Genomic DNA, 26426 nt, shown 5'->3' on the forward strand with positions numbered 1-26426 from the left:
CTATCCCGCGACGGTGACCGCCGTCTGCACGTTCGAGATTTCCTGCAGGCGACGCCGCGTGAGCGGGCCGAAGCGCAGGGATTCGCACAGGCCGATCAACGCCGCGCTGTCCGGTTTGCCGCGGTGGAAGCCATCCTGCGACAGCGGCGCATCGAGCGCGATCGTCGTCAGCTGGCGCCAGAGCAGCGCCTGTTCCTTGTTCGCGCGCAGTTTCATCGCGACTTGCGCCGCGCCGCGAATGCGCAGGTACGTCACTTCGTCCACGCGCGCGAGCAGCGCATCGAGCGTGCCGAAATGCGCGAGCAGGAGCGCCGCGGTCTTCGGGCCCACGCCGGGCACGCCGGGAATGTTGTCCACCGAATCGCCGGTGAGCGCGAGGTAATCGGCGATCTGGTGCGCTTCGACACCGTGGCGGTCTTTCACGCCCGCCATCGTCCAGCGCACGTTCTTCGCGTAGTCCCATTGCTCGTCGAGGCCGGCGAGCAATTGCGAGAGATCCTTGTCGGCGGACACGATCACCGCGCGATGGCCGTTGGCGCGCCCGACGTGCACCGCGGTGCCGATCAGGTCGTCCGCTTCGTAATCCGAATGCGCGAGCGTGGCGAGGCCAAGTGCGCGGCACAGCGCCTTGCAGTGCACGAACTGGCGCTTGAGTTCTTCCGGCGCCGATTCGCGATTGGCCTTGTAGGCCGGGTAGAGCGTGTTGCGGAAGCAACTGTCGAGCGCTTCGTCGAAGGCGATCGCGATGTGGCGCGGGCGCTCGCGCTCGAGCAGCTCCAGCAGGAAGCGCGCGAAGCCGTGCACGGCGTTGGTCGGCCAGCCGTCGGCGTCGTGGAATTCGTTCGGCATCGAATGCCACGCGCGGAACACGTACATGCTCGCGTCGACAAGATAGAGCGGCGGCTGGATCGCGGCCGGTGCGTTCATGCGGGACTCCAGTCGGTGAGCAGCGCCTGCGGATCGGGGCGGTCGCGCTCGGGTGCGTCGAGTTTCGGCGTGCCGATGTGGATGAAGCCGGCGACGTGTTCGTCTTCGGCCAGGCCAAATGCCTGCGTGATGACCGGATCGTAAGCCGGCCATCCGGTCAGCCACTGCGCGCCGAAGCCGCACGCCTGCGCGGCCTGCAACAGCGCAAAGCACACGCACGAGGCGGCGCTGAAGCGTTCGGAGGCGGGGATCTTCTCGTCGGGCCCCTGCTTGGCGACGACCACGAGCACCAGCGGCGCATGCGCGAAGCGATTGCGATCCTTTTCGATCGCCCCTTCGCCGGCCTGCGGATCGCGTTCGAGCGCGCGCGCGACGAGGCGTTCGCCCAGCGCGTGGCGCGCATCGCCCGCGATGCGGATGAAGCGGAAGGGCACGCGCTTGCCGTGGTCGGGCACGCGCACCGCGGCGGCGAGGATCCGCGCAAACGTGGCCGGATCGGGGCCTGGTTCGCCCAATTGCTTGGCCGGCACCGACCGTCGCGCGTTCAGGAAATGCAGTTCGTCGGACGGATTGGGGTCAACTGGGGACATGGGTCACAGAACCGGAATTTCGAAGGTGAGTTGACACAACGCGACACTATGCTGCCCCTCAGTGTCGCATTTGGTCACATGGTGTCGCGGTCAGGGAGCACGGACATGTCGGGGCAGGCGATGGATCTTGAGACCAGGGAGCGGGCCAACCCCACGGACGTGCTGGAGGAGATGAAGCGCCTCGCCGTCGAGCAGCTCGGTGGCGTGCCCAGCGCATTGTACGCGCCGGTGGCCGAGGCCCTGGATGACGCCGCGCGCCGCGCAGGCCTGATCCAGATCCGCCGCGGCGACCACATCGCGCTGCTGAACCTGCGCCAGCGCAACGCCGGCAACGTGATGCGCTATCGCCAGCTGATCGCGCAAGGCTTCGAAGATTTCCGCGCGCTGCCCAACCGCATGCGCAACGGCCAGCCGCTCGGCCTGGTCGAAGACCGTCACCTCGGCTTCCACTACGCGGGCCAGAAGCTCGCCGAATCCATCGGCCAGCGCTTCGTGCGCCAGCTCGACATGCTCGACCAGCGGCTGGAATCGCTGGCGAACGAACTCGGCGCCAACTCCTCGTCCAATCCGATCGGCGCCACCCGCCTGGCCGGTGCGTTCCTGGCGACCTTCCACGACGCCGACCTGCCGGAAACGCTGCGCCCGCTGCTGTTCCGCCAATACGAACACGAACTCTCGCGCGTGCTCGGCGACCTCTACGGCCGCATCAACACGATGCTCGCGGCCGCCGGCTATGGCCTGAAGCAGCCCGTTGCACCGAACACCGCGCAAGCGGCCGAAGGCACCGACGCCGCATACGCCGTCCCGCACGCCCAATCCCATTCCCGCGATGTCGATGCGATGGAACGCTTCGGAGACCTGCGCGCCATGTTGCATGCCTGGAGAGACGGAACCGCCCCCGTTCGCACGGGCGCGATCGATCGCGCGCCGTCGACCGGTGGCCCGCGCCGCGAGCTGCGCTCGGCGGAAGTCATCAGCGTCACCTCGCTGCTGCAGCGCGACGGACCGGAGCCCTATGCCCGCGCGCTCGCCGGTGCCGGTTCGCTGGCCGACGCGATCCGCGAGCAACTGTCCGAAGGCGCGCGTCGCCTCGGCCTGGACCCCGAGCAGACGCAGATCGGCGCGCACGAAAACGATGCGATCGACCTCGTCGGCCTGCTGTTCGAATCGCTGTTCCAGACCCACGCGATGCTCGACCGCGCGCGCCGCGTGTATGCGCGCCTGGTGCTGCCGTACGTGAAGGTCGCGCTCAGCGACGACGGGCTGTTCCTGCGCCGCGACCATCCCGCGCGCCGCCTGTTCGACACGATCACCGAAGCCTGCGAAGGCAACGACGGCGCCACGCCGCAGGATCGCGAACTGCTCGAACGCGCCGCCGGCATCGCACAGCGCATCGTCGCCGACTACAACGAAGACCTCGAGATCTTCGCGCTGGCCAGCGCGGAACTCGAAGCGTTGCTCGAACAGCAGCGCAAGCGCGTGGACATGATCGAAAAGCGCGCCGCCGAAGCCGTGCACGGCAAGGAACGCCTGCTACAGGCGCGCCTGCAGGCCGGCGCGGCGCTCAACCAGCGCCTGCGCACGCCGCTGACCGAAGCGGTCGCCGAATTCCTCGTCGAACACTGGCAGCACCATCTGTTGCAGACGCTGCTGCGCGAAGGCCGCGAATCGCCGAAGCACGCCGACGTGCTCGCGCTCGCCGATGCGCTCATCGTCGTCGACGGCCTCGCTGCGCAGGCGCGCGGCGGCGTGGTGGCCGATCGCCTGATCGCGTTGCAGCCGGCGATCGTCGAATGCCTGGTGGCCTGCGGCCACGACGAGCACGGCGCGACCGATTGGCTCGCCGGCGTCGTGCGCGCACTCTCGCAGCCCGATTTGCCGCGCATGGTGCGCAACCTCCCGCCGCCGGTCGTCGCCGACGACGATTCGGAGCAGGGCGCGCTGCGCGTGGTCGGTGGCCATGCCGGCCTGGACTTCGATCCGGACGTCGCCCAGCGCATGCGGCTGCTCGCCCCGGGCGAATGGCTGCGCCTGCTCGACCAGCAGGGCGAACACGTGGCCGCGAAGGTCGCATGGATCAGTCCGCTGAGCGGGCGCCTGTTGCTCGTGAACCGTCGCGGCGCGCGCGTGCTCGTCGCTTCGGCCGAGCAGCTCGCCGCGCTGGTGGCCGAAGGCCGCCTGGTGGCGGGCACCGAGCAAGCCCCCTTCGACGAGGCCATGCGCCAGATGCGCGCCCGCCTCAACCGGGCCGTCGGGCAGAACTGATCCGCGCAAGGCCGGTGCGTCGCGCTAGGATGCAGCGGCGCACCTGATATGCGAGGCGGATCGATGGCGGTCGAAGTGGGAGTCGCGCGGGAAACCGCACCCGGCGAACGGCGCGTCGCGCTGACGCCCGAAACCTGCAAGAAGCTCGTGAAGGCCGGCGCGGCGGTGCGCATCGAGCGCGGCGCAGGCGCGTCGGCGGGATTCACCGATGCCGATTACACCGAAGCCGGCGCGCGTGTCGTCGATGACGGCCATCTCGCGCTCGGCGGCGCCGATGTCGTGTTGTGCGTGCAGTCGCCCGACGCGGTGCGGCTTTCGCAATTGAAGGAAGGCGCGGTGCTCATCGGCGTGCTGCAACCGCAGGCCGATGCCTCGCGCGGCGCGGAGATCCAGGCGCGCAAGTTGCTGGCCTTCCCGCTCGAACGCTTGCCGCGCACCACGCGTGCGCAGGCGATGGACGTGCTGAGTTCGCAGGCGGGCATGGCCGGTTACAAGGCCGTGCTGATCGCCGCGCAACTCACGCCGCGCTTCTTCCCGATGCTGACGACCGCCGCGGGCACGATCCGGCCTTCGCGCGTGCTGATCGTCGGCGCCGGTGTCGCGGGTTTGCAGGCGGTCGCCACCGCCAAGCGCCTCGGCGCGCAGGTCGAAGGCTTCGACGTGCGGCCCGAAACGCGCGAACAGATCGAATCGCTCGGCGGCAAGTTCCTCGACCTCGGCGTGAGCGCGGCGGGCGAAGGCGGCTACGCGCGCCAGCTCACCGACGACGAGCGCGCCGAACAACAGCGTCGTCTGGGCGAGCACCTGAAGAACATCGATGTCGTCGTTTGCACGGCGGCGGTGCCGGGCCGCCCCGCGCCGAAGATCGTGACGGCGGCGATGGTCGCCGGCATGCGCCCGGGCAGCGTGATCGTCGATCTCGCCGCGGAAACCGGCGGCAATTGCGAACTCACGCAACCGGGCGAAACGATCGACAGCAACGGCGTGGTCATCGCCGGCCCGCTGAACCTGGCGAGCATGGGCGCGCTGCATGCGAGCGAGATGTTCGCGCGCAACGCGTTCAACTTCGTGTCGCTGCTGTTGAAAGACGGCGCGCTTGCGTTCGACTGGGACGACGAGTTGCTCGCGAAGACGGTTTGGCCGGAGCGCACGATTCCTCCGGCGTAAGTCGCGCAACGTCCCTTCGCGAAGAAGACACGCCGCGTTTTGCGGCGTCATGTCGCTAAGCATGATCGCGCGATGCGCGATCGAAACATTGCAGCATCATTCTCCGAGCAGGTTTACGCGCGTCTCGCGCGTGGCGAGCTGCGAGGGCGGATGCTCGAGCACGCGCGGACACCCGCGGTCCTGAGAATACTCGGATTTCCCTCGCTCCCGTTGGCAATGACGCCTGGTGTCCTCTCCAAGATCGCAAGCGGAAAGAACGGGGGCCGCGCACCACTCACGTTGCGTCAGATCGCAACACTTCCTGAGCTGCTCGACGAAGCAGCGGCGGTTTTTCTCCAGGAGGATGGAAGTTCGGTCATCGTGCTGAGCACTGAATGCGACAGCGACGACAAACCCATCGTGATCTGCGTTCGGCCCGATGTGCGCGACGGCGTTCGCTTCGTCAATCTGATCGCGACCGCTTTCGGGAAGGACAACGCAGAATCGTGGGCGGCGAGGCATATGCACGCCTTGCGATACGCCGGAGAAAAAACAAACCCCCGGTTGCCGCTGCCAGGCCTGATCTACCATCAGACGGGTGCGCGCGAAACCGAGGGCTCGAGGCGAAAGATACTGGGGCCCGAGGACCTGCGCAAGTTCAAGGCGGCGGCGCGCGTCGCACTTCCTCTGCGAAACATCCCTCAGACGCGCTAATCCTTCGGCGGGTGCGCGTCGAGCCAGGCCTTGCGTTGCTCCGGCGTCATGTCGTGCCACTTGTCCTTGAGGGCGCGCCGCTCGTCCTGCGGCATCGAGCGCATGCGTTCGAACAGCTCGCGCGCCTGGTCGCGTTGGTCGGGGGTGAGGTGATCCCAGCGGCGCATGCCCTTGTGCGCGGCGGCGCGTTGTTCGGGGGTCATCGTTGTCCAGCGGCGTGCGTGGTCGAGCATGCGCTTACGCTGGTCGGCGTCGGCGTTGTTCCAGCGGTCGCGGATGGGCGCGATCAGCACGTCGCGCTCGGCGGGCGACAACTGTTCCCACTTCGCCGGCGCGGGCGTGGCCGGCGCGGGGCGCTGCTGCGCGAGCGCAGGTGCCGCGAGCAGCAGCAACAGGAGGGTGAGCCAAAGTCGGCGGCGGATCATCGGACTACTCCATGGCCATCAGGGCGGCGTCGTCGGACGCCAGCCACACGTAGAGATCGGGGTTTTCTTCGAGCGTCGCGGCGATGACGGTGTCGTCTGAGCCCGTGTGCGTCGAAACGGGTTGCGTTGTAACGATCGCCGGTGCGTTCGTCGTCGGTGGCAGCGAACGCAGCTGCATCCCGATCACGAGCGCGCCGACCGTCGCCGCGGCCGCGAGCGGCACGGCGAGGCGCCATTTCGATGCGGGCGCCTGCGCGCCTTCGCCCCGCAGCGCGGCGCGGCGACGTTGCTGCAGCTGTGCGCGCACGCGTGGCGAGAGATGGTCGAGTGCGTCGGTGTGCAACGCGCGGAGCGCGTCGTCGTGCTTGTCGTGTTCGCCGATGTTCATGCGAATTCCTCCAGTTGCGCCTGCAAGGCTTCGCGGGCGCGGAACAGATGCGTTTTCACCGACCCTTCGCTGCAGCCCATCACGCGCGCGGTGGTCGCGACGTCGAGCTCTTCGATCACGCGCAGGGTGAAGGCTTCGCGCTGTCGGGTGGGCAATGCGCGCACCGCCTGTGCGATGCGTGCGTAGGCTTCCCGGTTGTCGTGCTTGCGGGAAGGATCGGAGTCGGGATCGAGCGTCGGGCTGAGTTCCGTCCAGTCGATCGGGTCGTCGTCGTTGTGCGTGGACTGCGGGCGCAGCCAGCGCAGGCGAAAGCTGCGACGCCGCTGCGCATCGACGATGCGGCTGCGCAGGACGCTCCAGAACAGCGGCGTCCATTCCTCCGGCGGCTTGTCGGCATAGCCGAGCATCTTGAGCATCGCGTCCTGCACCACATCGAGCGCGTCGTCGCGATGGCGCAGGCCCATCTCGGCGAAACGGAACGCGCGCGCCGAGATGCCATCCAGGAAGGCATCGAGCGTGCGCGGCGCCTGCGCGGTGCGCGCGGGGGCGTCGACTGCCGTGAAGGCGGTCATCGGATCGTCGGGGGCATCGGTCACTCGAAGGAACATAGCAGCCGGTCGGTGGTGGGAATCCCAACGGCAGCCCGCCCGTGGGTCAGGGGGCGCGTCCCGCACCGCCTGCGAGGATGGGGAACGCGGGTGCGGTCGGGGCGTTGACCGGGCGCGCGCCGGGTTCACCTGTCGTTATGATGGTCCCGACACGACGATGGGGCAGAAGCATGGCGGCGGACGGGTTCGTGGTGCTCTACATCTTCATGCTGGCCGCCATCGCGGGCCACGTGATCATTTCCCGGGTCCCGGTGATCCTGCATACACCGCTGATGTCGGGTTCCAACTTCATCCACGGCATCGTGCTCATCGGTGCGATGGTGGTCCTCGGCCATGCCGACACCACGCTGGAGAAGGCGATCGGCTTCGTCGCGGTGCTGCTCGGCGCGGGCAACGCGGCCGGCGGGTACGTGGTGACCGAGCGGATGCTCGAGTTGTTCAAGTCCAGCAAGAAGCCGGAGGCCAAGCCGTGACGGTGTCCTGGCTGACGCTCGTCGTCGCGACGAGCTACCTCGTCGCCGCCACGCTGTTCCTCCTGGGCCTGCAACGCATGTCCTCGCCGGTGACCGCGCGCAGCGGCATCCAGTGGGCAGGCGTGGGCATGGTGCTCGCGACGGTCGCGACGTTCCTGCTGCCGGGCCTGCACAACATGGCGCTGATCGTGATCGCGCTCGTGCTCGGCACGGTGGTGGCGTGGGTGTGGGGCAAGAAGGTCGCGATCACCGACATGCCGCAGATGGTCGCGTTGTTCAACGGCATGGGGGGTGGGTCGGCGGCGGCGATCGGTGCGGTGGAGTTGTTGAGGCTCGATGCGCCTGCGAACGGGATGGTTGCGCGATCCGTCGAAGCCGGTGCGCTACACGTCGCACTCGCTGTCGTCGGTGCGTTGATCGGCGCAGTGTCGCTGACCGGTTCGGTCATCGCCTGGGCGAAGCTCGACGGGCGGATGGACAAGCGCTACACCTTTCCGGGCCAGCAAGCCTTCAACGCCCTCGTGTTCGTTGTCACGGTCGCGTTGGGCGCATACGCGGTCTACGCGTTGATGTGGCATGGCCACGTGGGCACGCCGATCATCGTGGCGTTCTTCGCCGCGGCGCTATTGCTCGGCATCCTGATGACGCTCCCCATCGGCGGCGCCGACATGCCCGTCGTCATCTCGCTCTACAACGCATTCACCGGCCTGGCCGTCGCCTTCGAAGGCTACGTCCTCGGCAACATGGCGTTGATCATCGCCGGCACCATGGTCGGCGCGGCCGGTATGTTGCTCACGCGCCTGATGGCCAAGGCGATGAACCGCAAGATCACCAACGTGCTGTTCTCCAACTTCGGCCCGGGCGGCGAGGCGCAGGAGATCTCCGGCACGCAGAAGCCGATCGAAGCGGGCGATGTCGCCGCGATGATGGCCTACGCCGAACGCGTGGTGATCGTGCCCGGTTACGGCATGGCCGTCGCGCAGGCGCAGCACAAGATCTGGGAACTCACGCAGCGCCTCATCGCGCGCGGGGTGAAGGTGAAGTTCGCCATCCATCCCGTCGCGGGCCGCATGCCCGGCCACATGAACGTGTTGCTCGCCGAAGCCGGCGTGCCCTACGACCTCATCGCCGACATGGACGACATCAACCCGGAATTCCCGAACACCGATGTCTCACTCGTCATCGGCGCGAACGACGTCGTCAATCCCGTCGCGAAGACCGACCCGGCCTCGCCGATCTACGGCATGCCGATCCTCGACGTGAACATGAGCAAGCAAACCGTCGTGATCAAGCGCGGCAAGGGCACGGGCTTCGCGGGCATCGAGAACGCGCTGTTCTACGCCGACAACACGCGCATGCTCTACGGCGATGGCGCCGAAATGGCGAGCGCGCTGGTCAGCGAACTCAAGGCGCTCGACGGCGGCGGTCACTGATCATCGGCGGGACAACGCACTGCGTGCGATGAACGCACAGGCGATGCCGATGATCACGTGCACGACCACGCTCGCGACCATCCAGGCCGGGCGCGTCGGCGCGGGCCCGGCCGCGGACAGGGGCACGATCACGAAATTCATCGCCACGTACAGGAACACGCCGTACGCCACGCCCCAGCGCCAGGGGTGCCGGATGAGCGTCGGCGAACGCGAGGCGACCAGCGCATAGGCGAGCACCATGCACGCGGCGATGAAGTAATGCGCGAGGACGCCGATCCCCGCGGTGCGCACGCCGCCATCGAAACTCGCATCCCCGTACACGCCGGCAGCGATCGACTGGAAGATGCGGATCGGCGGCACCTTCGCCGCGACCGCCCACCACGTGCAGGCGAAGATCAGATCAAAAGTCCCCACCGCGAACCCGCCCAACAGCAGTCGGGCGAGTCGGGGGCGCGGCGGGGAAAACCGAGCGGCGGCGTGCGCGGCGTTCATTGCGTGCAGATCGTCCCGGTGATTTCGGTGGTGACCACCGCGCCCGTCGTGCCGAACACGAACAGGTTGCCGGTGGCGCCCGCATAACGCCCCGTGCCCGACACCACTTCGTGGTGCGCGAGGACCTGGCCTTTTCCGGTGAGGCCGGCTTCGATCATGTTGAGCGTGCCGTCGCGCAACTCGTAGCGGAACGTTCCGGCGTAGGGCGACCATTCCGGGGAACCGGAGGCGGGCGTGCCGCCACTGTTGGCGCGGAAATGCGTGGTGCCGCGGAACCCGTGGTTGCCGTCGACCTCGCCGAGGAAACACGAGGGCTCACCGGCGTCGCATCCGGTGGTCACGCGGATCTCCGTCATGTCGGCGTGGATGTCCTTGCACTTGTCGTCCGCGAAGGCCGTGGGTGCGATGGCGAGCGTGCACAGCGCCACCGCGAAGCGGATTGCATGCGTCATGGCTGTTCTCTCCCAATCCGGCGAACCGATCGCCGGTGGACGCATGCTTGGTCTTGCGCATCACTCCCCGCGAGCACCGCCTGCACGGTGCGCGAGGGAGCCAAATCAGCGTGCGTGCGCGCGGGCGATCGTGGCGCAACCCATCCCGATCCCGGCATAAGCGGCCAGGCACGCGATGGTCCACGACAGCGGCGCGCTGCCGCCGCTCACGGTCGCCGCGGAGAAATACGGCACGATCACTTCGAACAGCAATCCATACATCGCCATGCCGTACACGCTGCCCGCGATCCACGCGTGTGCGTGCAGGCGAGGCCAGCGCGCCGTCAGGCGCATGTAGCCGGCGACCATCGCCGCGACCGCCGCGCAATACAGCAAGACGCCCGCGATCGCCGCATCGACGCCACCGGCATGCGCCGCATGCGAGCCGACGACCCACGAGGCGATGCCTTGCCCGATGCGCACCGGCGTCACGCCGCCGTAGAAGAACCAGTACAGCGACGCGAAGGCCAGGTCGGCCAGCGCGAACGCACTGCCGCCGAGGGCGACCGATGCCCAGGCCGGCCAGACGCGGTGGGCTCCGGAAAGGGCCGGGGAGTGGGACCAGGCGGGGCGAACGTGCATGGCTGACCTCGGGCAGGCAGGATTGGCCTCATCAAACGCCCGTGGATTGGCACTGGCAAGGGCCAATCGACCGGGCCGGAATGGGGCCATTCCCTCCGGAGGTCGGCCATGCACCTGCAACTCGACGGACGCGGTCCCCTGCATGCGCAGCTCACCCGCGCGCTGAAATCGGCGCTCGCCGGCGGCCGCCTGGGGCAGGGCAGCCGCTTGCCGCCGACCCGTGCGCTGGCCCGCGACCTCGGCCTGTCGCGCAACACGGTGCTGACCGCCTACGAACAACTGCGCGCCGAAGGATTCATGGCCGCGCGTGTCGGATCGGGGAGCTTCGTCGCCGCGCCCTTGATGTCCGAAGCGGCGAACGACGCGCCCTCGGCGATCGCGCCGCCGCAAACCGCGTATGCACGCCGCGCGCGCAACGCCGATATCCAACGTCTGCTGCGCAACAAGCCACGCGCGTCGGTGCGCTTCTCCTTCCAGTACGGCCTGCCGCTGGTGAATCCCGCGCTGACCACCGCATGGGCGCGCGAACTCGCGCACGCCGCCGCCTACACCCCACCCGACTATCCCGATCCGCAAGGCCTGCCCGCATTGCGCGAAGCGATCTGCGATTACCTCGCGCGCCGCCGCGGTGTGCAGGCGTTGCCGGAAGACGTGCTTGTCGTCGGCGGCACGCAGCAGGCGGTGTCGCTTGCCGCGCGCATCCTGCTCGATGCCGGCGACATGGCGGTCGTCGAAGAACCGCAGTACTTCGCCTTGCGCAAGGTGCTGCAGATCCACGGCGCGCGCCTGCACGGCGCGGATGTCGATGAAGATGGCCTGCGTCCGGATCGTTTGCCGGTCGATTCACCGCGCATGATCTGCGTCACGCCGTCGCATCAATTTCCCGGTGGATCGGTGTTGTCGTTGTCGCGGCGCCTGGAGTTGTTGCAGTACGCGCGCATGCACGACAGCTGGATCTTCGAAGACGATTACGACGGCGAGTTCCGCTACGACACGCAACCGCTCGCGGCGCTGCGTTCGCTCGATCGCGATGGGCGCGTGTTGTACGTGGGCACGTTCTCGAAGACCTTGTTCCCGTCCTTGCGCCTGGGTTATCTGGTGATGCCGCCTGCGCTGCGCGACGACCTGGTCACCGCGAAGTGGGCGCAGGATTTCGGCAGCTCGGCGATCGAGCAGGCGGCGCTCGCGCGCTTCATGGCCGGCGGTGGATTCGAGCGTCATCTGCGTCGCAGCGCACGCACCTTGCAGGAGCGCCGCACGATGCTGCTCGATGGCTTGCGCGAGATCGGAAAAGGTCGGCTCGAGATCGCCGATTCGCACGCAGGCATGCATCTGGTCGTGTGGCTGAAGGACAAGCCCGACGCGGCGCTCGATGCCATGCTCGCGCACGGCGAATCGATCGGCCTGGGCCTGTACACGATTCGCCCGCACTATCTGCGGCGCCCGCATCGCGCGGGGCTGCTCATGGGGTATTGCGGCCTGTCGCCCGCGCAGATCCGCGAAGCGATGCCCTTGTTCGAACAGGTGCTGGACCGCGCTTACGCGTAAGCGTCAGCGCGAGGCGATCGCCGCGACGAATACGCCGACCGCGATCCACGCCCAATCGGCGGGCGTGTTCGCAAGGTGCGTGAGCGACCACGCGAGCGAGGGCCCGAGCTTGGTGATCGTTTCGCCCAGCCCGAGCCCGAGCATCCCCGACAGGTGCGCGGCGACGATGCCCCACTGCGCGAGCACGACCGCCAGCAGCGTCGCGGCGACGCCGATGGCCATCCGGGTCCATCCGCTCGGCGTGCGGCCCAGGCGCAGGAGCCACGCGGCGTCGAGCGCGGCGAGGACCGCCATCCAACCGGCTTGCGAGGAGGTGACCATGGAAGCGGCGACCCAGGCTGCCGCGATGCCCGTGCTGCCGATCAGGGCGAGCGCGGCCCCCATCCAGGGCGAATGTCCGATTTCCTGCGACGCCATCTGGCTCCCCTGCGTGATCGCACAGCATACCGGGCGCGCGGGGCCTTAGAATGCACGGCCTTGCGGCGCGCGCCGCACGCCCCCACGTTCCCCGCATGTATTCCCGTAGCAGCGAACCCGTCCGCTTCGAGCGCGATTGCGCCGTCGTCCTCGTCCCGCAGGGCGAAGAAGTCACGTTGCCCGCGGGCAGCATCGGCTACATCACGCAGGCGCTCGGCGGCAGCTACACCGTGTTCGTCGAGGGCAATCTGTTCCGCGTGGCGGGCAAGGATGCCGACGCGATCGGCAAGGAACCGCCGGAGCCGCTGGAACTCGCGGCCGGCGCCTCCGACGACGAAGTCGAGAAGCTGGTTTGGAAGCAATTGCGCACGTGCTTCGATCCCGAGATTCCGATCAACGTCGTCGACCTCGGGCTGGTCTACGAAGCGACGGTCAAGCCGCGCGACGACGGCACACGTGAAGTCGCGATCCGCATGACGCTCACCGCGCCCGCATGCGGCATGGGCGACATCCTGGTCGACGATGTGCGCAGCAAGCTGGAAATGATTCCGACGGTGACCGAAGCGGATGTCGAACTCGTGTTCGATCCGCCGTGGAACCGGATGATGATGTCGGAGGCTGCGCGCCTCGAGACGGGGATGCTTTAACGCGCGTCGTACGCGCGCGTCAGATCTCTTCGAACTTGTTCGCCGCCACGTTCTTGCGCACCTTGTGGATATCCCACACGCGCCCGTTCATCGCGATGTAGACGCCCGGCGGCAAGCACTGCACCGCACCCACTGCGGTGCCCACGTTGAACTCCGCATCCGAGCCGCGGAAACGCGCGGGGCTCAGCGCGCCCGTCAGCACGATGGTGCGATCGGTCAGCGATTCCAGGACCTGCGCGGTTTCCACCATCGTGTCGGTGCCGTGCGTGACCAGCACGTGCTTCGCCGGTTGCGCGGCGATGGTCGCGCGGATCAGCTCGCGGTCTTCCTGCGAGATGTGCAGCGAATCCTTGCGGATGATCGGAATCACCGTGAACTGGAAGGCGACCCCGAGCTCGCGCAGGATGCCGCCGATCTGCGGTTCGCCGATCTGGTAGTCCGACTTGTCGTCGAAGTAGATCTTGTCGATCGTGCCGCCGGTGGTGACGATGCAGAGCTGGTCCATGGGCGGCGATTATAAGTGCCTAGCGCCGCCCACCGAAGCGCGCCAGCAGGCCGGGCAGCGTGGCGCCCGCGAAGACCACGAGCGCGAGCACGATTTCGATCAGCGCCAGTTCCCGGTTGGCCGGCTGCGACCAGGCGATCATCACGCCGTGCGAAAACCACCCCAGCGCGAACAGGCCCGCCCAGAACGCGGGCTTCTGCCCGCCCTTCCAGTTGAACGCCGCCAACAACAGCGGCGGACCGGCGAACCACGCCACCGCGTGCCAGCCTTCGTGCAGGAACCAGAACACGAACAGGGCCACCAGGCCGAACAGGCCCGCGAGCAACACACGCGTCGAAACGCTCATCCCAGTTTCCTTGCAAGTTCCGCCACGCGGCGCCCGAGTGCGCGCGCGAGTTGCGCTTCTTCATCGCTCGGGCGCGGATCGTCCTGCATGCCGGCATGGTGGCTCGCGCCGTAGGGCGTGCCACCGGTGCGCGTGGAATTCAGGCCCGGCTCGGTATACGGCAAACCGGTGATCACGCAACCGTGGTGCAGCAAGGGCAGCATCATCGAGAGCAGCGTGGCTTCCTGTCCGCCGTGCAAAGTGGCGGTCGAGGTGAACACCGCGGCGGGCTTGCCGACCAGCGTGCCGCTCGCCCATTCGGCGCCCAGGCCGTCGATGAAGTGCTTCAGCGGCGCGGCCATGATCCCGAAACGCGTCGGGCTGCCGAGGATCAGGCCCGCGCATTGCTCGAGGTCGCGACGATCGACATAAGGCGCGCCTTCGTCCGGCACCGGCGGCGCGGCGACTTCGGTCACCGGCGCCACGGGCGGCACGCAACGCAGCCGCGCGGTCATGCCGTCGACTTCCTCGATCCCGCGCGCGATCTGCCGCGCAAGCCGCGCGACAGAGCCACCACGGCTGTAGAACAGCACCAGCACTTCGGGCATCGGACCACCTCCGTTGCGCAGGATAGCCGAGCGGTGGGGTAGGCTTCCGCCGATGGAGCCCCTGGACTCGATCAATCGCTGGACCGGCTACCTGCGCGACCGCCATCGCCTGGGGACGTTCTTCCGTTACCTGTGGCAACGGTTCATGGGCGACAACCTGTTCCAGGCCGCGGGCGCGCTGTCGTACACGACGGTCTTCGCGCTGGTGCCCCTGTTCGTCGTGGGCTTCGGCGTGTTGTCGGCGTTCCCGGTGTTCGACCTGTGGCGCGATCGCCTGGTCGATTACATCTTCTCCAACTTCGTTCCCAGCTCGGCGCGCGCGGTGGAAGCCTACCTGCGCCAGTTCTCCGCGAATGCAGGCCAGCTCACCGCCGCGGGCATCGTGGCCCTGGTCGTCTCCTTGCTGATCACGTTGAACAGCGTCGAGGTGACGTTCAACCGGATCTGGCGCGTGCCGACGGCGCGGCCGAAATTCGCGCGCTTCCTGGTGTACTGGACGGTGTTCACGCTCGGCGCGCTGGTGGCGGCGACGAGCCTGGCGTTGTCGTCGCGCTTCTTCGCGATGGCGATGTTCGAAACCGAAGCGGGCCGTTGGCTGGAGCAGGTGCTCGTGCGCGCCACGCCCTTCGTCATCGAATTGCTGGCCTTCGCCACGGTCTTCAAGGTCGTTCCGCATCGCACCGTGTTGTGGCGGCATGCGTTCGCCGGTGCGTTCCTCGCGGCGGTGCTGTTCGAAGGCGTGAAGCTGTGGCTCGGTGTGTTCATCGGCAACTTCAGCAGCTACGGGAAGGTGTACGGAACCCTGGCGTTCCTGCCGATCTTCCTGGTGTGGATCTATCTGGGATGGACGTCGATCCTGCTGGGCGCATCGTTCGCCGCGTCGATGTCGTCGTTCCGCTACCAGCCGGCGTCGATGCGCCTGCCCGTCGGCTACGAGATGTACGGCTTGTTGCGCATGCTCGGCCGCTTCCACGAAGCGCGCGCGCACGGCAAGGGCCTGCATAGCCAGGACATCCAGGTGCTCGAACCGGTGCTCACCGATTCGATGGTGCAGGAGATGCTCGGGCAGTTGAGCCAGATCGGCCTGCTCAGCCGCGCCGAAAGCGGCGAATGGTTGCTCGCGCGCGACCTCGACGATCTGACGCTCGGCGAACTCTACGAAGCCTGCCAACTCCGCATTCCCGTCGCCGAGGCGCACGTGCCCATGCGCGACGACCCCCTCGGCCAGCGCGCGTACCATACGCTCGACGAGCTGCGGCTCCCGCTGCGCGACCTGTTGAAGAAGAAGGTGTCCTCGATTTATGACTCGCACGAATAAGTTCGCATCGCTCGCCGTGGCGATCGCGATGCTCGCGGCCTGCAAGCAGCCCGCCGCGCCCACGACCGACACCGCGAAGCCCGCGACCGCCGCTGCGGCATCGACCGCTGCTGCAGCGTCGACCGCCGCGGCGCCGGCGTCCGCGCAAGTCCGCGCGACGAAGGACGTGCCGACGTTGACGATCGCCACCGTCGACGGAAAACAGTTCGATCTGGCCGCGCATCGCGGCAAGTGGGTCGTCGTGAATTTCTGGGCGACGTGGTGCGGCCCGTGCCTGAAGGAAATGCCGGCGCTGTCCGCGCTCGACACGATGCGCGAACACATCGACGTCGTCGGCCTGGCGTACGAAGACACGACGCCGGCCGAAATGCAGGCATTCCTGAAGAAGCACCCGGTGTCGTATCCCATCGCGATCGTCGACGTGTACGACCCGCCGAAGGATTTCGAAACGCCCGCCGGTTTGCCGATGACCTATCTCATCGGGCCCGACGGCAAGGTCGCCAAGCGCTTCGTCGGACCGGTGGAGCCGCACGACATCGAAGCGGCGATCGCCGCCAACGGCGGTCCGCAACCGCCGAAGGGTGCGTGAGATGACCGCCGCGCGCTTCTTCATCGAAGGGCGCGTGCAGGGCGTGTTCTTCCGCGCGTCGACGCGGCAACAGGCGGAAGCACTCGGTCTGCGCGGCTACGCGCGCAATTTGCAGGATGGCCGCGTCGAAGTGCTCGCGGTCGGCGACGTGCAGGCGATCGAACGCCTGGAACACTGGTTGAAGCAGGGGCCGCCGGCGGCGCACGTCGAACGGATCGAACGCATCGCGGCGGACGACGGCGAAGCGGGCCCCGACTTCGAAACGGCCTGACGCTCAGACGTCGAGCGACTTGATCGGCGCGACGACGGTATAGCGTTCTTTTTTCGGCTTGGTCGCCAGCGCCTCCATGTTCAGCGCCGGCTCGGGCAGTTTCGTGTCGGGCAATCGATCGAGCAGATCGCGGATCAAGGTGAGCCGCCCGAGGCGTTGGTCGTTGAAATCGACCAGGGTCCAGGGCGCGTGCTTCGTGTGCGTCGCGCGCAGCATGTCTTCGCGCGCCTTGGTGTACTGGTCGTAGCGCGTCCGCGCTTCGAGGTCGATCGGCGACAGCTTCCAGCGTTTAAGCGGGTCGGCGGCGCGTTCGGTGAAGCGCTCTTCCTGCCGCGCCTGGTCGCAGGACAGCCAGTACTTGAAGAGCAGGATGCCGTCGTCGACCAGGAGCTTTTCGAACGCGGGCGCTTGTTCGAGGAACGCATTGACTTGCGCGGGTTTGGCGAAGCCCATCACGCGTTCGACGCCGGCGCGGTTGTACCAGCTGCGATCGAACAGGATGATCTCGCCGGCACTCGGCAGATGCGGCACGTAACGCTGGAAGTACCACGCGCCCTGTTCGGCTTCGCTCGGCTTGCCGAGCGCGACCACGCGGCACTGGCGCGGGTTCATGTGTTCGCGGATCGCGTCGATCGCGCCGCCCTTGCCGGCGGTGTCGCGGCCTTCGAACAACACGACGATGCGTCGATGGGTTTCGCGCGCCCATCGGGCCATCGCGACGAGCTCGACCTGCATCGGCTCCAGCGCCGCCTTGTAATCCTTCTTCTTGATCTCTTTCACTTGGCCGCCTTTCGGCGACGCGGCGACGGCTGGTTGGTGAGGCCGCGCGCGATTTCGAGCAACGCACCCTGTTGCCGCGTGGACATCGCGCGATACGCCGCGAGCAGATCGTGTTCGCCCTGCGTGCGCGAAGGATCCAGCGTGCTCGCCAATTCCGCGAGCAACGCGCCGGCGGGAACGCCGAGCAAGCGGGCGAGCGCATCGAGTTGATCCTTGCCCGGCATCTTCTCGCCGCGCAGCCAGGCCGAGACGGTGTCGACGCCCGCGCGCGGAATCGCGGTGGCAAGGTCGGTGACGCTCATGCCGCGCGCTTTGGCGAGCAACCGCAGGGTCGTGGCGAGCGGCATCGTGTTCACTCCTTGAGGCGGGGACGCAAGGTGGCGAGATTGCACGGGCGCGTGCGCGCATCGAGTTGCGCACGCAGGATCTTTTCCCACGCCGTGCGGCACGCGGAGGTCGAGCCGGGCAGCGCGAACAGGAAGGTCCCGTTCGCCATGCCCGCGAACGCGCGCGATTGCAGCGACGACGTACCGATCTCGTCGATGCTCACCGCGCGGAACATTTCGCCGAATCCGGGCATCTGCTTGTCGAGCAGGGGCAGCAGGGCTTCGGGCGTCGAGTCGCGGCCGGTGAATCCGGTGCCGCCGGTGACGAGGATGCCGTCGATGGTGTCGTCGGCGATCCACTTCGAAACGATGGCGCGCAGCTTGTATCTGTCGTCGGGCAGCAACGCGCGATCGGCGCAGCGATGGCCCGCCTCGGTCAGCGCCTGCACGAGATAATCGCCCGACGTGTCGTTGTCCGGCGTGCGCGAGTCGGAGACCGTCAGCACGCTCAGGGCCAGGGGGACGAAGTCGGCGGCGGGCTTCATACGTTCAATGAATACCACTGCGTGGCGTCTTCATGCCACCCGGCCGCGCGATACAGGGCGCGTGCGGGGGCGTTGTCGGTCATCGTTTCCAGCATCAGGCCCGCGGCGCCCTGTTCGCGTGCGAAGGCCGCGGCGGCATCGAGCAGCGCACGCGCCACGCCGAAACGGCGCGCGCCTTCGGCGACGAACAGATCGTTGAGCAACCACGTGCGAGCGGTGCGCACGGAGGAAAAGATCGGGTACAGCTGCGTGAAGCCGACGACTTCACCGTCGCGCTGTGCGAGCAGCACGACGGATTCGCCGAGCGTCATGCGCTCGTGCAAATAATCACGTGCGCGCTGCACATCACTGGGCTGCGAATAGAACTGGCGATACGCATCGAACAGCGGCGCGACCGCATCGAGATCGTCGAGCGTGGCGCGGCGGAGCAGGGTGTCGGTCGGCATCATCCGTTGTCCGTGAGGCGCGCGAGTTCGTCGGCCTGGTGTTCGCTTTGCAGGCGTTCCACCAGCGGATCCAGATAGCCTTCGAGCACGTGCGGGAGGTCGTAGAGCGTCAGGCCTTCCACGCGATGGTCGGTGATGCGGCCCTGCGGGAAGTTGTAGGTGCGAATGCGTTGGCTGCGATCACCGCTGCCGACCTGCAGCTTGCGGTCCTGCGCCTGCGCGGCTTCGCGGCGCGCGATGTCCGCTTCGACGAGCATCGCCTTCAGCCGTTTCATCGCCTTGTCGCGGTTGGCGTGCTGCGAGCGTTCGGTCTGCGATTCAACGACGATGCCGCTGGGCATGTGGGTGATGCGGATCGCCGACTCGGTCTTGTTGACGTGCTGGCCGCCGGCGCCGGAGGAGCGGAACGTGTCGATGCGCAGGTCGGCGGGATTCACTTCGATCGGCACGCCGGGCGCTTCTTCGGCGATGATCGCGACCGTCGCGGCCGAGGTGTGGATGCGCCCCTGCGATTCGGTTTCCGGCACGCGTTGCACACGGTGCGTGCCCGATTCGAACTTCAGCTTGGAATACGCGCCGCGACCTTCGATGCGCGCGACGATTTCGCGGAAGCCGCCGTGTTCGCCGGGGTTGGCCGATTCGACTTCGACGCGCCAACCCTGGCGTTCTGCGAAGCGCGCATACATGCGATACAGATCGCCGGCGAAGATCGCGGCTTCGTCGCCGCCGGTGCCCGCGCGCACTTCGAGATAGAGATTGCCTTCGTCGCGCGCGTCCTTGGGGACGAGTTGTGCGAGGAGTTCGGTGTCGAGTTTCTCCAGGCGTTCGCTGGCGGCGGCGATTTCCTCTTCGGCCAGTTCGCGCAGTTCGGGATCGCTGCGCATCGCTTCGGCGTTCGCGAGGTCGCGGCGCGCCTGGCCTTCGGCGGCGAGTGCGGTCGCGACGGGTTCGAGCTGCGAGAACTCGCGCGAGAGATCGCGGAAGCGCTCGGCATCGGAAATCGTGCCGGGATCGGAGAGCAGGCGTTCGACTTCCTCGCGTCGTTCGATGAGGGCTTCGAGTTTGCGGCGCAGGCTGGGGATCATGTGTCGGCGTCGCCGCCGTCGACACCGCCGTTATCGACGTGCGCTTCGCTTTCCGGCAGCGCGGGGAACAACTTGTCGGCGGCGCGCGCGAGTTCGGCGTCGCCGCTCAGCGCGGCTTCGCGCAACGCGGCGGTCGGTGCGTGCAGCAGGCGATTGACGAGCGTGTGCGCGAGCAGGTCGAGCACTTCCTGCGGATCGCGACCGGCGGCGAGTTGCGCGCGCGCCTTGTCGAGCGCTTCGGCGCGCGAGCGCTCGCCGTGCGCGCGCAGGCGCTTGAGCGGCGCATGGCGCGTGCTGGCCTGCAGCGTTTCGACATAGCGGGCGGTTTGCAGGTCGACGATGGCCTCGGCTTCGCGCGCGGCTTCGCGGCGGCTGCGGCGATTGTCTTCGATCGCGCGTTCGAGGTCGTCGACGGTGTAAAGGAAGACGTCGTCGAGCGTGGCGACGGTGGGGTCGATGTCGCGCGGCACGGCGAGGTCGAGCAGCAGCATCGGGCGATGCTTGCGCTGCGCGAGTGCGGCGGCGACCTGCGCGCGCGTGACGATGGCATCGCGGCTCGCGGTGGCCGACAGCACGATGTCGGCTTCCGACAGATGCCGCTCGATTTCGCTCAGCGGCAGCGCGACGCCGCCGTGGCGCGTGGCGAGTTCCTGCGCATGCGCGAGGGTGCGGTTCGCGACGAGCAGGCGCTTGGCCTTGCCTTCGACCAGATGGCGCGCGGCGAGCTCGATGGTTTCGCCGGCGCCGATCAGCAGCACGGTCGAATCCGACAGCCGCGCGAAGGATTCCTGCGCGAGCCGCACGGCCGCCGACGCGACGGACACCGGATTGGCGCCGATGCGCGTATCGGTGCGCGCGCGCTTGGCGGTCGTGAAGGCGTGCTGGAACAGCCGGTCCAGGTGCGATCCGAGCGTGCCGGCGGCGCGCGCGCTGGCCCAGGCGTCCTTCACCTGGCCGAGGATCTGCGGTTCGCCGAGGACGAGCGAGTCGAGCCCGGTCGCCACGCGGAACAAATGGCGAACTGCGTCCGCGTCCTGGTGTCTGTACAGATAGGCGTGCAGGTCGCCGGCATCGGGATGGGCGGCGAGCCAATCGGCCAGCGCGTCGCCCTGGTCGTCGGCCAGTGCGTACAACTCGGTGCGGTTGCAGGTCGAGAGCAGCGCGACCTCGCGGACCGCCGGCATCGCGCGCAGTTCCGCGAGCGCGCGCGGCATCGCATCGGCGCCGAACGCAACGCGTTCGCGCAACCCGACGGGTGCCGTTTGGTGGTTGATGCCGAGGACTATCAAGCTCATTGAGGACGGGCTCATGAGGTCGTTCGGTCGCGTGCGTTAAGCTCCCGATGGCCGCACATTCTACCGGGGGCGCGCCCCTCGGGACGCCCCCTTTTCCCGGAACACGCCATGCCGCAAATCCGCACGCCGTTCACCTTGACGCTGTTGTTGGCCGCGGGGCTGGCGGGCGGATGCACCGCCGCGGCGCCACGCGACACGCCAGCGGAAGGCACGCCCGTGAAGGCCGCCGAATCGCCGATCGAAGGGACGATGGCCGGCGAGTTCGCCCTGCAGGCCGGGCAGCTCGACGAGGCGGCGCGCTGGTACCTCGACGCGGCGCGGGCCACGGACGACGCCGGCCTGGCCGAACGCGCCACGCGCATCGCGCTGCTGGCCAACAACGACAAGCAAGCGGCCGAAGGCCTGGCGCTCTGGAAACAACGCGCGCCGGGCTCGCTGGCGGCGCATGCCGCGGAAGCCACGCTCGCCCTGCGCCGCAACGACGCGCGCCTGGCCAAGCAGGAACTGCGCGTGCTGCTCACCGACAAGGGCGACATCGGCTGGCGCCACGCGCTGGCCGCGCTCGGTTCGGGCGGCAGGGATCCGAAGCTCGCCGGCAAGCTGCTCGCCGAATTCGTCGACGAGAAGATCATCCCGGACAAGCTGCAGGCGTGGCTCGCCTTCGGCGGGCTGGCGATGCGCCTGGAACAACCCGCGCTCGCCGAACAGATCATCGACCAGGTGGTCACGCAGTTCCCGAACGAGCCGCGCGTCGCGCTGCTGCGCGCCAGCCAGTTGCGCGAAGCGGGCAAGACGGTCGAGGCGCGGCAGGTGCTTTCGGGCATCGCGCAAACGGCGTATGCCGACGAAGAAATGCGCATGTCCATCGCCGCCGAATACGACGCGATGGGCGATTCGGTGGAGGCCGCCGGCGTGCTCGCGCGCGGCCCGCAGGACGATCGCACGTACGGATTGCGCGCCGCGTTGCTCGCGCGCGCCAAGGACGATGCGTCGCTCGGCAAGCTTTACGACGAGTTGAAGAAGGAATCGGCGAAGCCCGATCCCGATCGTCGCCTGTTGCTCGGCCAGGTCGCGGAAATGCTCGAACGCTATCCCGAAGCGCTCGAGTGGTATCGCAGCGTGCCGGGCGGCGAAGCGCGTTGGACGGCGCGCTTGCGCGAAGCCAACGTGCTGCACGAACTCAAGCGCGCGCCCGAAGCGTATACGGCGTTGCGCGGCCTGCAGGGCGATGCGACCGTCGACGAAGGCACGCGCCGCGATGCGTATCTGCTCGAAGCCGAATTGCGCGGAAAAGACGAGCAAGTCGCCGAGGAACTCGACGTGTATGCGCGTGGCCTGGCCGCGTATCCGGACGATCCGGCGATCCTCTATTCGCGCGCGTTGACCTGGGAACGCCGCGACGACATCCCGCGCGCAGAAGCCGATTTCCGCCGCATCCTCGTCGCCGAACCCGACAACGTCACCGCGCTCAACGCGTTGGGTTACACGCTCGCCGATCGCACCACGCGCTTCGCCGAAGCGCTCGAACTGATCGATCGCGCACGCGCGGCTGAGCCCGACAGCGCCGCGATCATCGACAGTTACGGCTGGGTGCTTTATCGCCTCGGTCGCAAGGAAGAAGCGCTGGTCGAATTGCGTCGCGCGTTCTCGATGCAGAAGGATCCAGAAATCGCTTCGCACCTGGGTGAAGTGTTGTGGATGCTCGGAAACAAGGATGAAGCGCGGCGTTATTTCGACGAAGCGAAGCGGCTGGATCCGGAAAATCGCTCGCTCAAGCGCGCGCTGGAGACGACGGGAGCATGAGGATGCGCGTGGCTTTGATCGCGATGATCGCCATCGCGTTGTCGGCGTGCGCCGGGCGCGCGCCGCGCGAAACGCTGCCTGCCATCGCAGGCTCGCCCGATGCGCATCAAGATGCGCGCGTCGCGGCGATCGGCGCGTTGCCTGGCTGGTCGATGTCGGGGCGCGTGGCGGTGTCGAACGGCAAGGACGGCGGCAGCGGCCGCATCGAGTGGAAGCAGACGGGCGAGCGTTTCGACGTCGCGCTCAGCGCGCCGGTCACGCGCCAGAGTTGGCGCGTCACGGGCGGCGAAGGCGAAGCGATGCTCGAAGGTTTGTCCGGCGGTCCGCGCAGCGGGCCCGATGCGGGCGAACTCGTGTTCGAGGCCACGCGCTGGCGGATTCCCGTCGATGCGTTGTCCGACTGGATGATGGCGACGACGCATTTCAACGGACGCACCCATTACGGCGCCGACGGCCGTGTGGATCGCATCGATGAGAACGGATGGGTCGTGACCTATGCCGACTGGGCCGCGGTCGAGGCGGGCGGGATGGAATTGCCCGGCCGCATCGAAGCCACCCAGGGCGACGCGCGGGTGCGCCTGGTGGTCGATCGCTGGTCGCTCGGGGCGCAAACGCAGTGATTTCGGCCGATCCCGGCTGGTCCGAGTGGCCGGCCCCGGCGAAGCTCAACCTGTTCCTTCACATCACCGGCCGGCGGCCGGATGGTTACCACACGCTACAGACGGTCTTCCGTCTCCTGGGCTGGGGAGACACGGTGCGGCTGCGGGTTCGCGAGGATGGCGGGGTTCGCCGGATCGGTGCGTCCGTGGCGGGCGTTGCGGAAGCGGACGACCTCATGGTGCGCGCCGCAAAACTATTGCAATCGGAGTCGAAAACGCCTCTTGGCGCCGACATCGCCGTCGAAAAGCGCATTCCTGCGGGTGGCGGATTCGGTGGTGGATCCTCCGATGCGGCGACGGTCCTGGTCGCGCTCGACCGGCTGTGGGGGACGCAATTGGGCGTCGATCGGCTCGCCGAGCTGGGCCTCACGCTCGGCGCCGATGTCCCGGTTTTCGTCCGCGGCGACAACGCGTGGGCCGAAGGGGTGGGCGAAATCCTCACGCCGATCGACCTTCCGCCGGCCTGGTACGTGCTCGCCGACCCCGGTGTGCACGTGCCGACGGCCGCCCTGTTCCAAGCCCCTGAATTGACGCGCGATTCCCCGCCCGCGACAATGCGCGACTTCGTTTCGGAAGCGGTGCTCGACAACGCGTTCGAGCCGGTGCTGCGCCGCCGCGAACGGGCCGTCGAGGCCACGTTCGCCGCATTGGCGCAGATCGGCACGCCACGCCTGACGGGCACGGGCAGCGGTTGTTTCGTCGAATTCGCAGATCGCGGATCCGCCGAAAAAGCACTCGCCCTCGTGCATCGGGATGCGCCGTCGTTGCGGGCCTGGCTGGCCGCAGGCGTGCGGTCGTCGCCGTTGCGCGAAGCCATCGTTCGAAGCTGAAGGGGCGTCGCCAAGTGGCCTAAGGCACCGGGTTTTGATCCCGGCACTCGCAGGTTCGAATCCTGCCGCCCCTGCCACCCATCGCCGTCCCCACCGCAACGGTCAGAGCGCAGCGGAGCCCTCATGCAAGACGATCGCAATCTGCTGGTCTTTTCCGGCAACGCCAACCGCCCGCTCGCCGAGGCGGTGTGCAAGGAGCTCGGCGTGCGCATGGGCAAGGCGCTCGTGAGCAAGTTTTCCGACGGCGAAGTGCAGGTCGAGATCGAGGAAAACGTGCGCCGGCAGGAGGCGTTCGTCATCCAGCCGACGAGCGCGCCGAGTGCGGAAAACCTGGTGGAACTGCTGGTGCTGATCGACGCGCTCAAGCGCGCATCGGTGTCCAGCGTGACTGCCGTCGTGCCGTACTTCGGTTACGCGCGACAGGATCGTCGTCCGCGTTCGGCCCGCGTGCCGATCACGGCGAAAGTGGCGGCGAAGATGTTCAGTTCGGTGGGCGCCGATCGCGTGTTGACGATCGACCTGCACGCCGACCAGATCCAGGGCTTCTTCGATCTGCCGGTGGACAATGTGTATGCGTCGCCGTTGCTGCTCGCCGACATCTGGCGCGCGCACGGCACGGACAACCTGATCGTGGTGTCGCCGGACGTCGGCGGCGTGGTGCGTGCGCGAGCGATCGCCAAGCGCCTCGACGACGCGGACCTGGCGATCATCGACAAGCGCCGTCCGCGCGCCAACGTGGCCACGGTGATGAACATCATCGGCGACGTGAGCGGCAAGATCTGCGTGCTCGTCGACGACATCGTGGACACCGCGGGCACCTTGTGCGCGGCGGCCGCGGCGCTGAAGGCGCAGGGCGCGACCAAGGTGGTCGCGTACTGCACGCACCCCGTGCTTTCGGGCGCGGCGATCGACAACTTGAACAAATCGCAGCTCGACGAGCTGGTGGTGACCGACACCATCCCGCTCAGCCCCGCTGCCAGGGCCTGTGGCCGGATCCGCCAGCTCAGCGTCGCCGAGCTGCTCGCGGAAACCATCCGCCGCATCGCCTTCGGAGAATCCGTCAGTTCGCTTTACGTGGACTGACATCCCTGGCTCCACCTGGTCGCGGGTGGGGCTTTCATCGCAACAAAGTGAGTTGAACATCATGGCAACCGAACACAAGATCACGGCCGCTGGCCGCAAGGACGAAGGCAAGGGTGCGAGCCGCCGCCTCCGTCGTGCTGCGCAGATCCCGGCCATCGTCTACGGCGGCACCGCTGCCCCGCAGAGCATCCAGCTGGAACACGAGAAAATCTGGCTCGCCAGCCAGAACGAGTGGTTCTACTCGTCGATCCTGACGCTCGACCTCGACGGCAAGACCCAGAAGGTCCTGCTGCGCGACATGCAGCGTCATCCGTACAAGCAGATCATCATGCACATGGACTTCCAGCGCGTTGATGAGAACCAGGCCATCCGCGTCGCGGTGCCGCTGCACTTCCTCAACGAAGAGAAGTCGCCGGCCGGCAAGGCTGCCGACGTCGTCGTCACGCACGAACTCAACGAAGTCGAAATCAGCTGCTTGCCGAAGGACCTGCCGGAGTTCATCGAGATCGACCTGTCGTCGCTCTCCGTCGGCGACATCGTCCACCTCTCCGAGATCAAGCTGCCCAATGGCGTCGAGATCCCCGAGCTGAAGCTCGGCAAGGAACACGACGTGGCGGTGGTCATCGCCAAGCACGGCAAGGAAGAAGTGGAAGAGCCGACCGAAGCGCCGGTCGCCGCCGAAGTGCCGGCTGCGAAGGTCGCGAAGAAGGACGAAGAGAAGAAGTAAGCCGTCGTCGTCGCGCTGGTGCGAACCAGCGCGACCCCCATCCAAAAAAAGGCAGGCGTTGGCCACCACGACGGGCGGGGGAAAC

Annotated in this window: 33 protein-coding genes and 1 tRNA gene; 16 read left to right on the top strand and 18 right to left on the bottom strand. The window is 67.7% G+C overall.

What is annotated here, in order from left to right; translation table 11 throughout:
* Together GN331_RS06675 and GN331_RS06680 are read right to left on the bottom strand one after the other, a co-directional pair.
* Entirely contained in the window at nucleotides 1-927 is a 927-nt protein-coding gene (locus GN331_RS06675) for a 5'-3' exonuclease (protein WP_156641116.1), read from the bottom strand.
* On the bottom strand, nucleotides 924-1517 hold the full coding sequence (locus GN331_RS06680) for a nitroreductase family protein (RefSeq protein ID WP_156641117.1): 594 nt from the start codon (nucleotides 1515-1517) through the stop codon (nucleotides 924-926). The genes GN331_RS06675 and GN331_RS06680 overlap by 4 nt, the downstream gene beginning before the upstream one ends.
* A gap of 105 nt (nucleotides 1518-1622) precedes the next feature.
* Between GN331_RS06680 and GN331_RS06685 the strand changes: the two genes are divergently transcribed.
* From GN331_RS06685 to GN331_RS06695, 3 genes are all read left to right on the top strand, one after another.
* Nucleotides 1623-3782: a DUF1631 family protein gene (locus GN331_RS06685; RefSeq protein WP_197427026.1), complete on the top strand. Its 2160-nt coding sequence runs from the start codon at nucleotides 1623-1625 to the stop codon at nucleotides 3780-3782.
* A 63-nt stretch (nucleotides 3783-3845) separates the two neighbouring features.
* The gene (locus GN331_RS06690) at nucleotides 3846-4949 is read left to right on the top strand and encodes an NAD(P) transhydrogenase subunit alpha (RefSeq protein ID WP_156641119.1); all 1104 of its coding nucleotides are present in this window, start codon (nucleotides 3846-3848) and stop codon (nucleotides 4947-4949) included.
* Between the two features lie 72 nt (nucleotides 4950-5021).
* Nucleotides 5022-5642, top strand: a complete 621-nt coding sequence (locus GN331_RS06695; protein ID WP_156641120.1) for a MuF-C-terminal domain-containing protein — start codon at nucleotides 5022-5024, stop codon at nucleotides 5640-5642.
* On the opposite strand, the gene GN331_RS06700 is transcribed toward GN331_RS06695, so the two are convergent.
* From GN331_RS06700 to GN331_RS06710, 3 genes are read right to left on the bottom strand one after another with little or no spacing between them, the layout of a single operon-like run.
* Nucleotides 5639-6067, bottom strand: coding sequence for a DUF3106 domain-containing protein (locus GN331_RS06700; protein ID WP_156641121.1), 429 nt, complete (start codon nucleotides 6065-6067; stop codon nucleotides 5639-5641). The two genes, GN331_RS06695 and GN331_RS06700, sit on opposite strands and share 4 nt — an antisense overlap.
* 4 nt (nucleotides 6068-6071) lie before the next feature.
* A complete protein-coding gene (locus GN331_RS06705) occupies nucleotides 6072-6455 on the bottom strand; it encodes a hypothetical protein (protein ID WP_156641122.1) in 384 nt (127 codons plus the stop codon).
* Nucleotides 6452-7027 carry an RNA polymerase sigma factor gene (locus GN331_RS06710; protein WP_197427040.1) on the bottom strand — a complete coding sequence of 192 codons (576 nt, stop codon included), beginning with the start codon at nucleotides 7025-7027 and terminating at the stop codon, nucleotides 6452-6454. Before GN331_RS06710 ends, GN331_RS06705 begins: the two co-directional genes overlap by 4 nt.
* 206 nt (nucleotides 7028-7233) lie before the next feature.
* On the opposite strand from GN331_RS06710, the gene GN331_RS06715 reads away from it, so the two are divergent.
* Nucleotides 7234-7536, top strand: coding sequence for an NAD(P) transhydrogenase subunit alpha part 2 (locus GN331_RS06715; protein ID WP_156641124.1), 303 nt, complete (start codon nucleotides 7234-7236; stop codon nucleotides 7534-7536).
* Nucleotides 7533-8969 carry an NAD(P)(+) transhydrogenase (Re/Si-specific) subunit beta gene (locus tag GN331_RS06720; protein WP_331713386.1) on the top strand — a complete coding sequence of 479 codons (1437 nt, stop codon included), beginning with the start codon at nucleotides 7533-7535 and terminating at the stop codon, nucleotides 8967-8969. Before GN331_RS06715 ends, GN331_RS06720 begins: the two co-directional genes overlap by 4 nt.
* On the opposite strand, the gene GN331_RS06725 is transcribed toward GN331_RS06720, so the two are convergent.
* From GN331_RS06725 to GN331_RS06735, 3 genes are all read right to left on the bottom strand, one after another.
* Nucleotides 8970-9461: a hypothetical protein gene (locus tag GN331_RS06725; protein WP_156641125.1), complete on the bottom strand. Its 492-nt coding sequence runs from the start codon at nucleotides 9459-9461 to the stop codon at nucleotides 8970-8972. It abuts the gene before it with no gap.
* Nucleotides 9458-9913: a hypothetical protein gene (locus GN331_RS06730; protein WP_156641126.1), complete on the bottom strand. Its 456-nt coding sequence runs from the start codon at nucleotides 9911-9913 to the stop codon at nucleotides 9458-9460. Before GN331_RS06730 ends, GN331_RS06725 begins: the two co-directional genes overlap by 4 nt.
* Before the next feature lie 105 nt (nucleotides 9914-10018).
* The gene (locus GN331_RS06735) at nucleotides 10019-10534 is read right to left on the bottom strand and encodes a hypothetical protein (protein WP_156641127.1); all 516 of its coding nucleotides are present in this window, start codon (nucleotides 10532-10534) and stop codon (nucleotides 10019-10021) included.
* 108 nt (nucleotides 10535-10642) lie between these two features.
* On the opposite strand from GN331_RS06735, the gene pdxR reads away from it, so the two are divergent.
* The gene (gene pdxR / locus GN331_RS06740; RefSeq protein ID WP_156641128.1) at nucleotides 10643-12082 is read left to right on the top strand and encodes a MocR-like pyridoxine biosynthesis transcription factor PdxR; all 1440 of its coding nucleotides are present in this window, start codon (nucleotides 10643-10645) and stop codon (nucleotides 12080-12082) included.
* Nucleotides 12083-12085: 3 nt separating this feature from the next.
* Here pdxR and GN331_RS06745 read toward each other — a convergent pair whose 3' ends face one another.
* The gene (locus GN331_RS06745; protein ID WP_156641129.1) at nucleotides 12086-12499 is read right to left on the bottom strand and encodes a hypothetical protein; all 414 of its coding nucleotides are present in this window, start codon (nucleotides 12497-12499) and stop codon (nucleotides 12086-12088) included.
* A gap of 95 nt (nucleotides 12500-12594) precedes the next feature.
* Here GN331_RS06745 and sufT point away from each other — a divergent pair, with 95 nt between their 5' ends.
* Complete coding sequence (gene sufT / locus GN331_RS06750; RefSeq protein ID WP_156641130.1) at nucleotides 12595-13146, top strand: putative Fe-S cluster assembly protein SufT; 552 nt, start codon at nucleotides 12595-12597, stop codon at nucleotides 13144-13146.
* Nucleotides 13147-13165: 19 nt separating this feature from the next.
* Here sufT and GN331_RS06755 read toward each other — a convergent pair whose 3' ends face one another.
* Genes GN331_RS06755 through wrbA form a run of 3 tightly spaced genes read right to left on the bottom strand, consistent with a single transcriptional unit; the run spans nucleotide 13166 to nucleotide 14584 of the window.
* Nucleotides 13166-13651 carry an asparaginase domain-containing protein gene (locus GN331_RS06755; protein WP_156641131.1) on the bottom strand — a complete coding sequence of 162 codons (486 nt, stop codon included), beginning with the start codon at nucleotides 13649-13651 and terminating at the stop codon, nucleotides 13166-13168.
* A gap of 19 nt (nucleotides 13652-13670) precedes the next feature.
* Nucleotides 13671-13997, bottom strand: coding sequence for a DUF2069 domain-containing protein (locus GN331_RS06760; RefSeq protein WP_156641132.1), 327 nt, complete (start codon nucleotides 13995-13997; stop codon nucleotides 13671-13673).
* Nucleotides 13994-14584: an NAD(P)H:quinone oxidoreductase gene (gene wrbA / locus GN331_RS06765; protein ID WP_156641133.1), complete on the bottom strand. Its 591-nt coding sequence runs from the start codon at nucleotides 14582-14584 to the stop codon at nucleotides 13994-13996. The genes GN331_RS06760 and wrbA overlap by 4 nt, the downstream gene beginning before the upstream one ends.
* 52 nt (nucleotides 14585-14636) lie before the next feature.
* Here wrbA and GN331_RS06770 point away from each other — a divergent pair, with 52 nt between their 5' ends.
* The 3 genes from GN331_RS06770 to GN331_RS06780 are packed head-to-tail and all read left to right on the top strand — an operon-like array spanning nucleotide 14637 to nucleotide 16762.
* The gene (locus GN331_RS06770) at nucleotides 14637-15902 is read left to right on the top strand and encodes a YihY family inner membrane protein (RefSeq protein ID WP_156641134.1); all 1266 of its coding nucleotides are present in this window, start codon (nucleotides 14637-14639) and stop codon (nucleotides 15900-15902) included.
* Complete coding sequence (locus GN331_RS06775) at nucleotides 15886-16491, top strand: TlpA family protein disulfide reductase (protein ID WP_156641135.1); 606 nt, start codon at nucleotides 15886-15888, stop codon at nucleotides 16489-16491. The genes GN331_RS06770 and GN331_RS06775 overlap by 17 nt, the downstream gene beginning before the upstream one ends.
* Before the next feature lies 1 nt (nucleotide 16492).
* A complete protein-coding gene (locus GN331_RS06780) occupies nucleotides 16493-16762 on the top strand; it encodes an acylphosphatase (protein WP_156641136.1) in 270 nt (89 codons plus the stop codon).
* A 3-nt stretch (nucleotides 16763-16765) separates the two neighbouring features.
* On the opposite strand, the gene ppk2 is transcribed toward GN331_RS06780, so the two are convergent.
* The 6 genes from ppk2 to hemA are packed head-to-tail and all read right to left on the bottom strand — an operon-like array spanning nucleotide 16766 to nucleotide 21239.
* On the bottom strand, nucleotides 16766-17542 hold the full coding sequence (gene ppk2 / locus GN331_RS16525; RefSeq protein WP_331713388.1) for a polyphosphate kinase 2: 777 nt from the start codon (nucleotides 17540-17542) through the stop codon (nucleotides 16766-16768).
* Nucleotides 17539-17889, bottom strand: coding sequence for a helix-turn-helix domain-containing protein (locus GN331_RS16530; RefSeq protein ID WP_197427027.1), 351 nt, complete (start codon nucleotides 17887-17889; stop codon nucleotides 17539-17541). Before GN331_RS16530 ends, ppk2 begins: the two co-directional genes overlap by 4 nt.
* A gap of 5 nt (nucleotides 17890-17894) precedes the next feature.
* A complete protein-coding gene (moaB, locus tag GN331_RS06790) occupies nucleotides 17895-18413 on the bottom strand; it encodes a molybdenum cofactor biosynthesis protein B (RefSeq protein WP_156641137.1) in 519 nt (172 codons plus the stop codon).
* A complete protein-coding gene (locus tag GN331_RS06795; protein ID WP_156641138.1) occupies nucleotides 18410-18859 on the bottom strand; it encodes a GNAT family N-acetyltransferase in 450 nt (149 codons plus the stop codon). The genes moaB and GN331_RS06795 overlap by 4 nt, the downstream gene beginning before the upstream one ends.
* Nucleotides 18859-19944, bottom strand: coding sequence for a peptide chain release factor 1 (prfA, locus tag GN331_RS06800; RefSeq protein WP_156641139.1), 1086 nt, complete (start codon nucleotides 19942-19944; stop codon nucleotides 18859-18861). The genes GN331_RS06795 and prfA overlap by 1 nt, the downstream gene beginning before the upstream one ends.
* Nucleotides 19941-21239, bottom strand: coding sequence for a glutamyl-tRNA reductase (gene hemA / locus GN331_RS06805; protein WP_156641140.1), 1299 nt, complete (start codon nucleotides 21237-21239; stop codon nucleotides 19941-19943). Before hemA ends, prfA begins: the two co-directional genes overlap by 4 nt.
* A 108-nt stretch (nucleotides 21240-21347) precedes the next feature.
* On the opposite strand from hemA, the gene GN331_RS06810 reads away from it, so the two are divergent.
* The 6 genes from GN331_RS06810 to GN331_RS06835 all read left to right on the top strand — a co-directional run bounded on the left by GN331_RS06810 (nucleotide 21348) and on the right by GN331_RS06835 (nucleotide 26341).
* On the top strand, nucleotides 21348-23042 hold the full coding sequence (locus GN331_RS06810) for a tetratricopeptide repeat protein (protein ID WP_156641141.1): 1695 nt from the start codon (nucleotides 21348-21350) through the stop codon (nucleotides 23040-23042).
* A gap of 2 nt (nucleotides 23043-23044) precedes the next feature.
* Nucleotides 23045-23662, top strand: a complete 618-nt coding sequence (gene lolB, locus GN331_RS06815) for a lipoprotein insertase outer membrane protein LolB (RefSeq protein WP_156641142.1) — start codon at nucleotides 23045-23047, stop codon at nucleotides 23660-23662.
* Entirely contained in the window at nucleotides 23662-24531 is an 870-nt protein-coding gene (ispE, locus tag GN331_RS06820) for a 4-(cytidine 5'-diphospho)-2-C-methyl-D-erythritol kinase (RefSeq protein ID WP_331713403.1), read from the top strand. Before lolB ends, ispE begins: the two co-directional genes overlap by 1 nt.
* Nucleotides 24532-24608 (top strand) — tRNA-Gln (locus GN331_RS06825).
* 46 nt (nucleotides 24609-24654) lie between these two features.
* Nucleotides 24655-25614, top strand: a complete 960-nt coding sequence (locus tag GN331_RS06830; protein WP_156641143.1) for a ribose-phosphate diphosphokinase — start codon at nucleotides 24655-24657, stop codon at nucleotides 25612-25614.
* 61 nt (nucleotides 25615-25675) lie between these two features.
* Nucleotides 25676-26341: a 50S ribosomal protein L25/general stress protein Ctc gene (locus GN331_RS06835; RefSeq protein WP_156641144.1), complete on the top strand. Its 666-nt coding sequence runs from the start codon at nucleotides 25676-25678 to the stop codon at nucleotides 26339-26341.
* The last annotated feature ends 85 nt before the right edge of the window (nucleotides 26342-26426 follow it).

It is taken from the genome of Noviluteimonas gilva, from assembly GCF_009740395.1.
Lineage (GTDB): Bacteria > Pseudomonadota > Gammaproteobacteria > Xanthomonadales > Xanthomonadaceae > Noviluteimonas > Noviluteimonas gilva.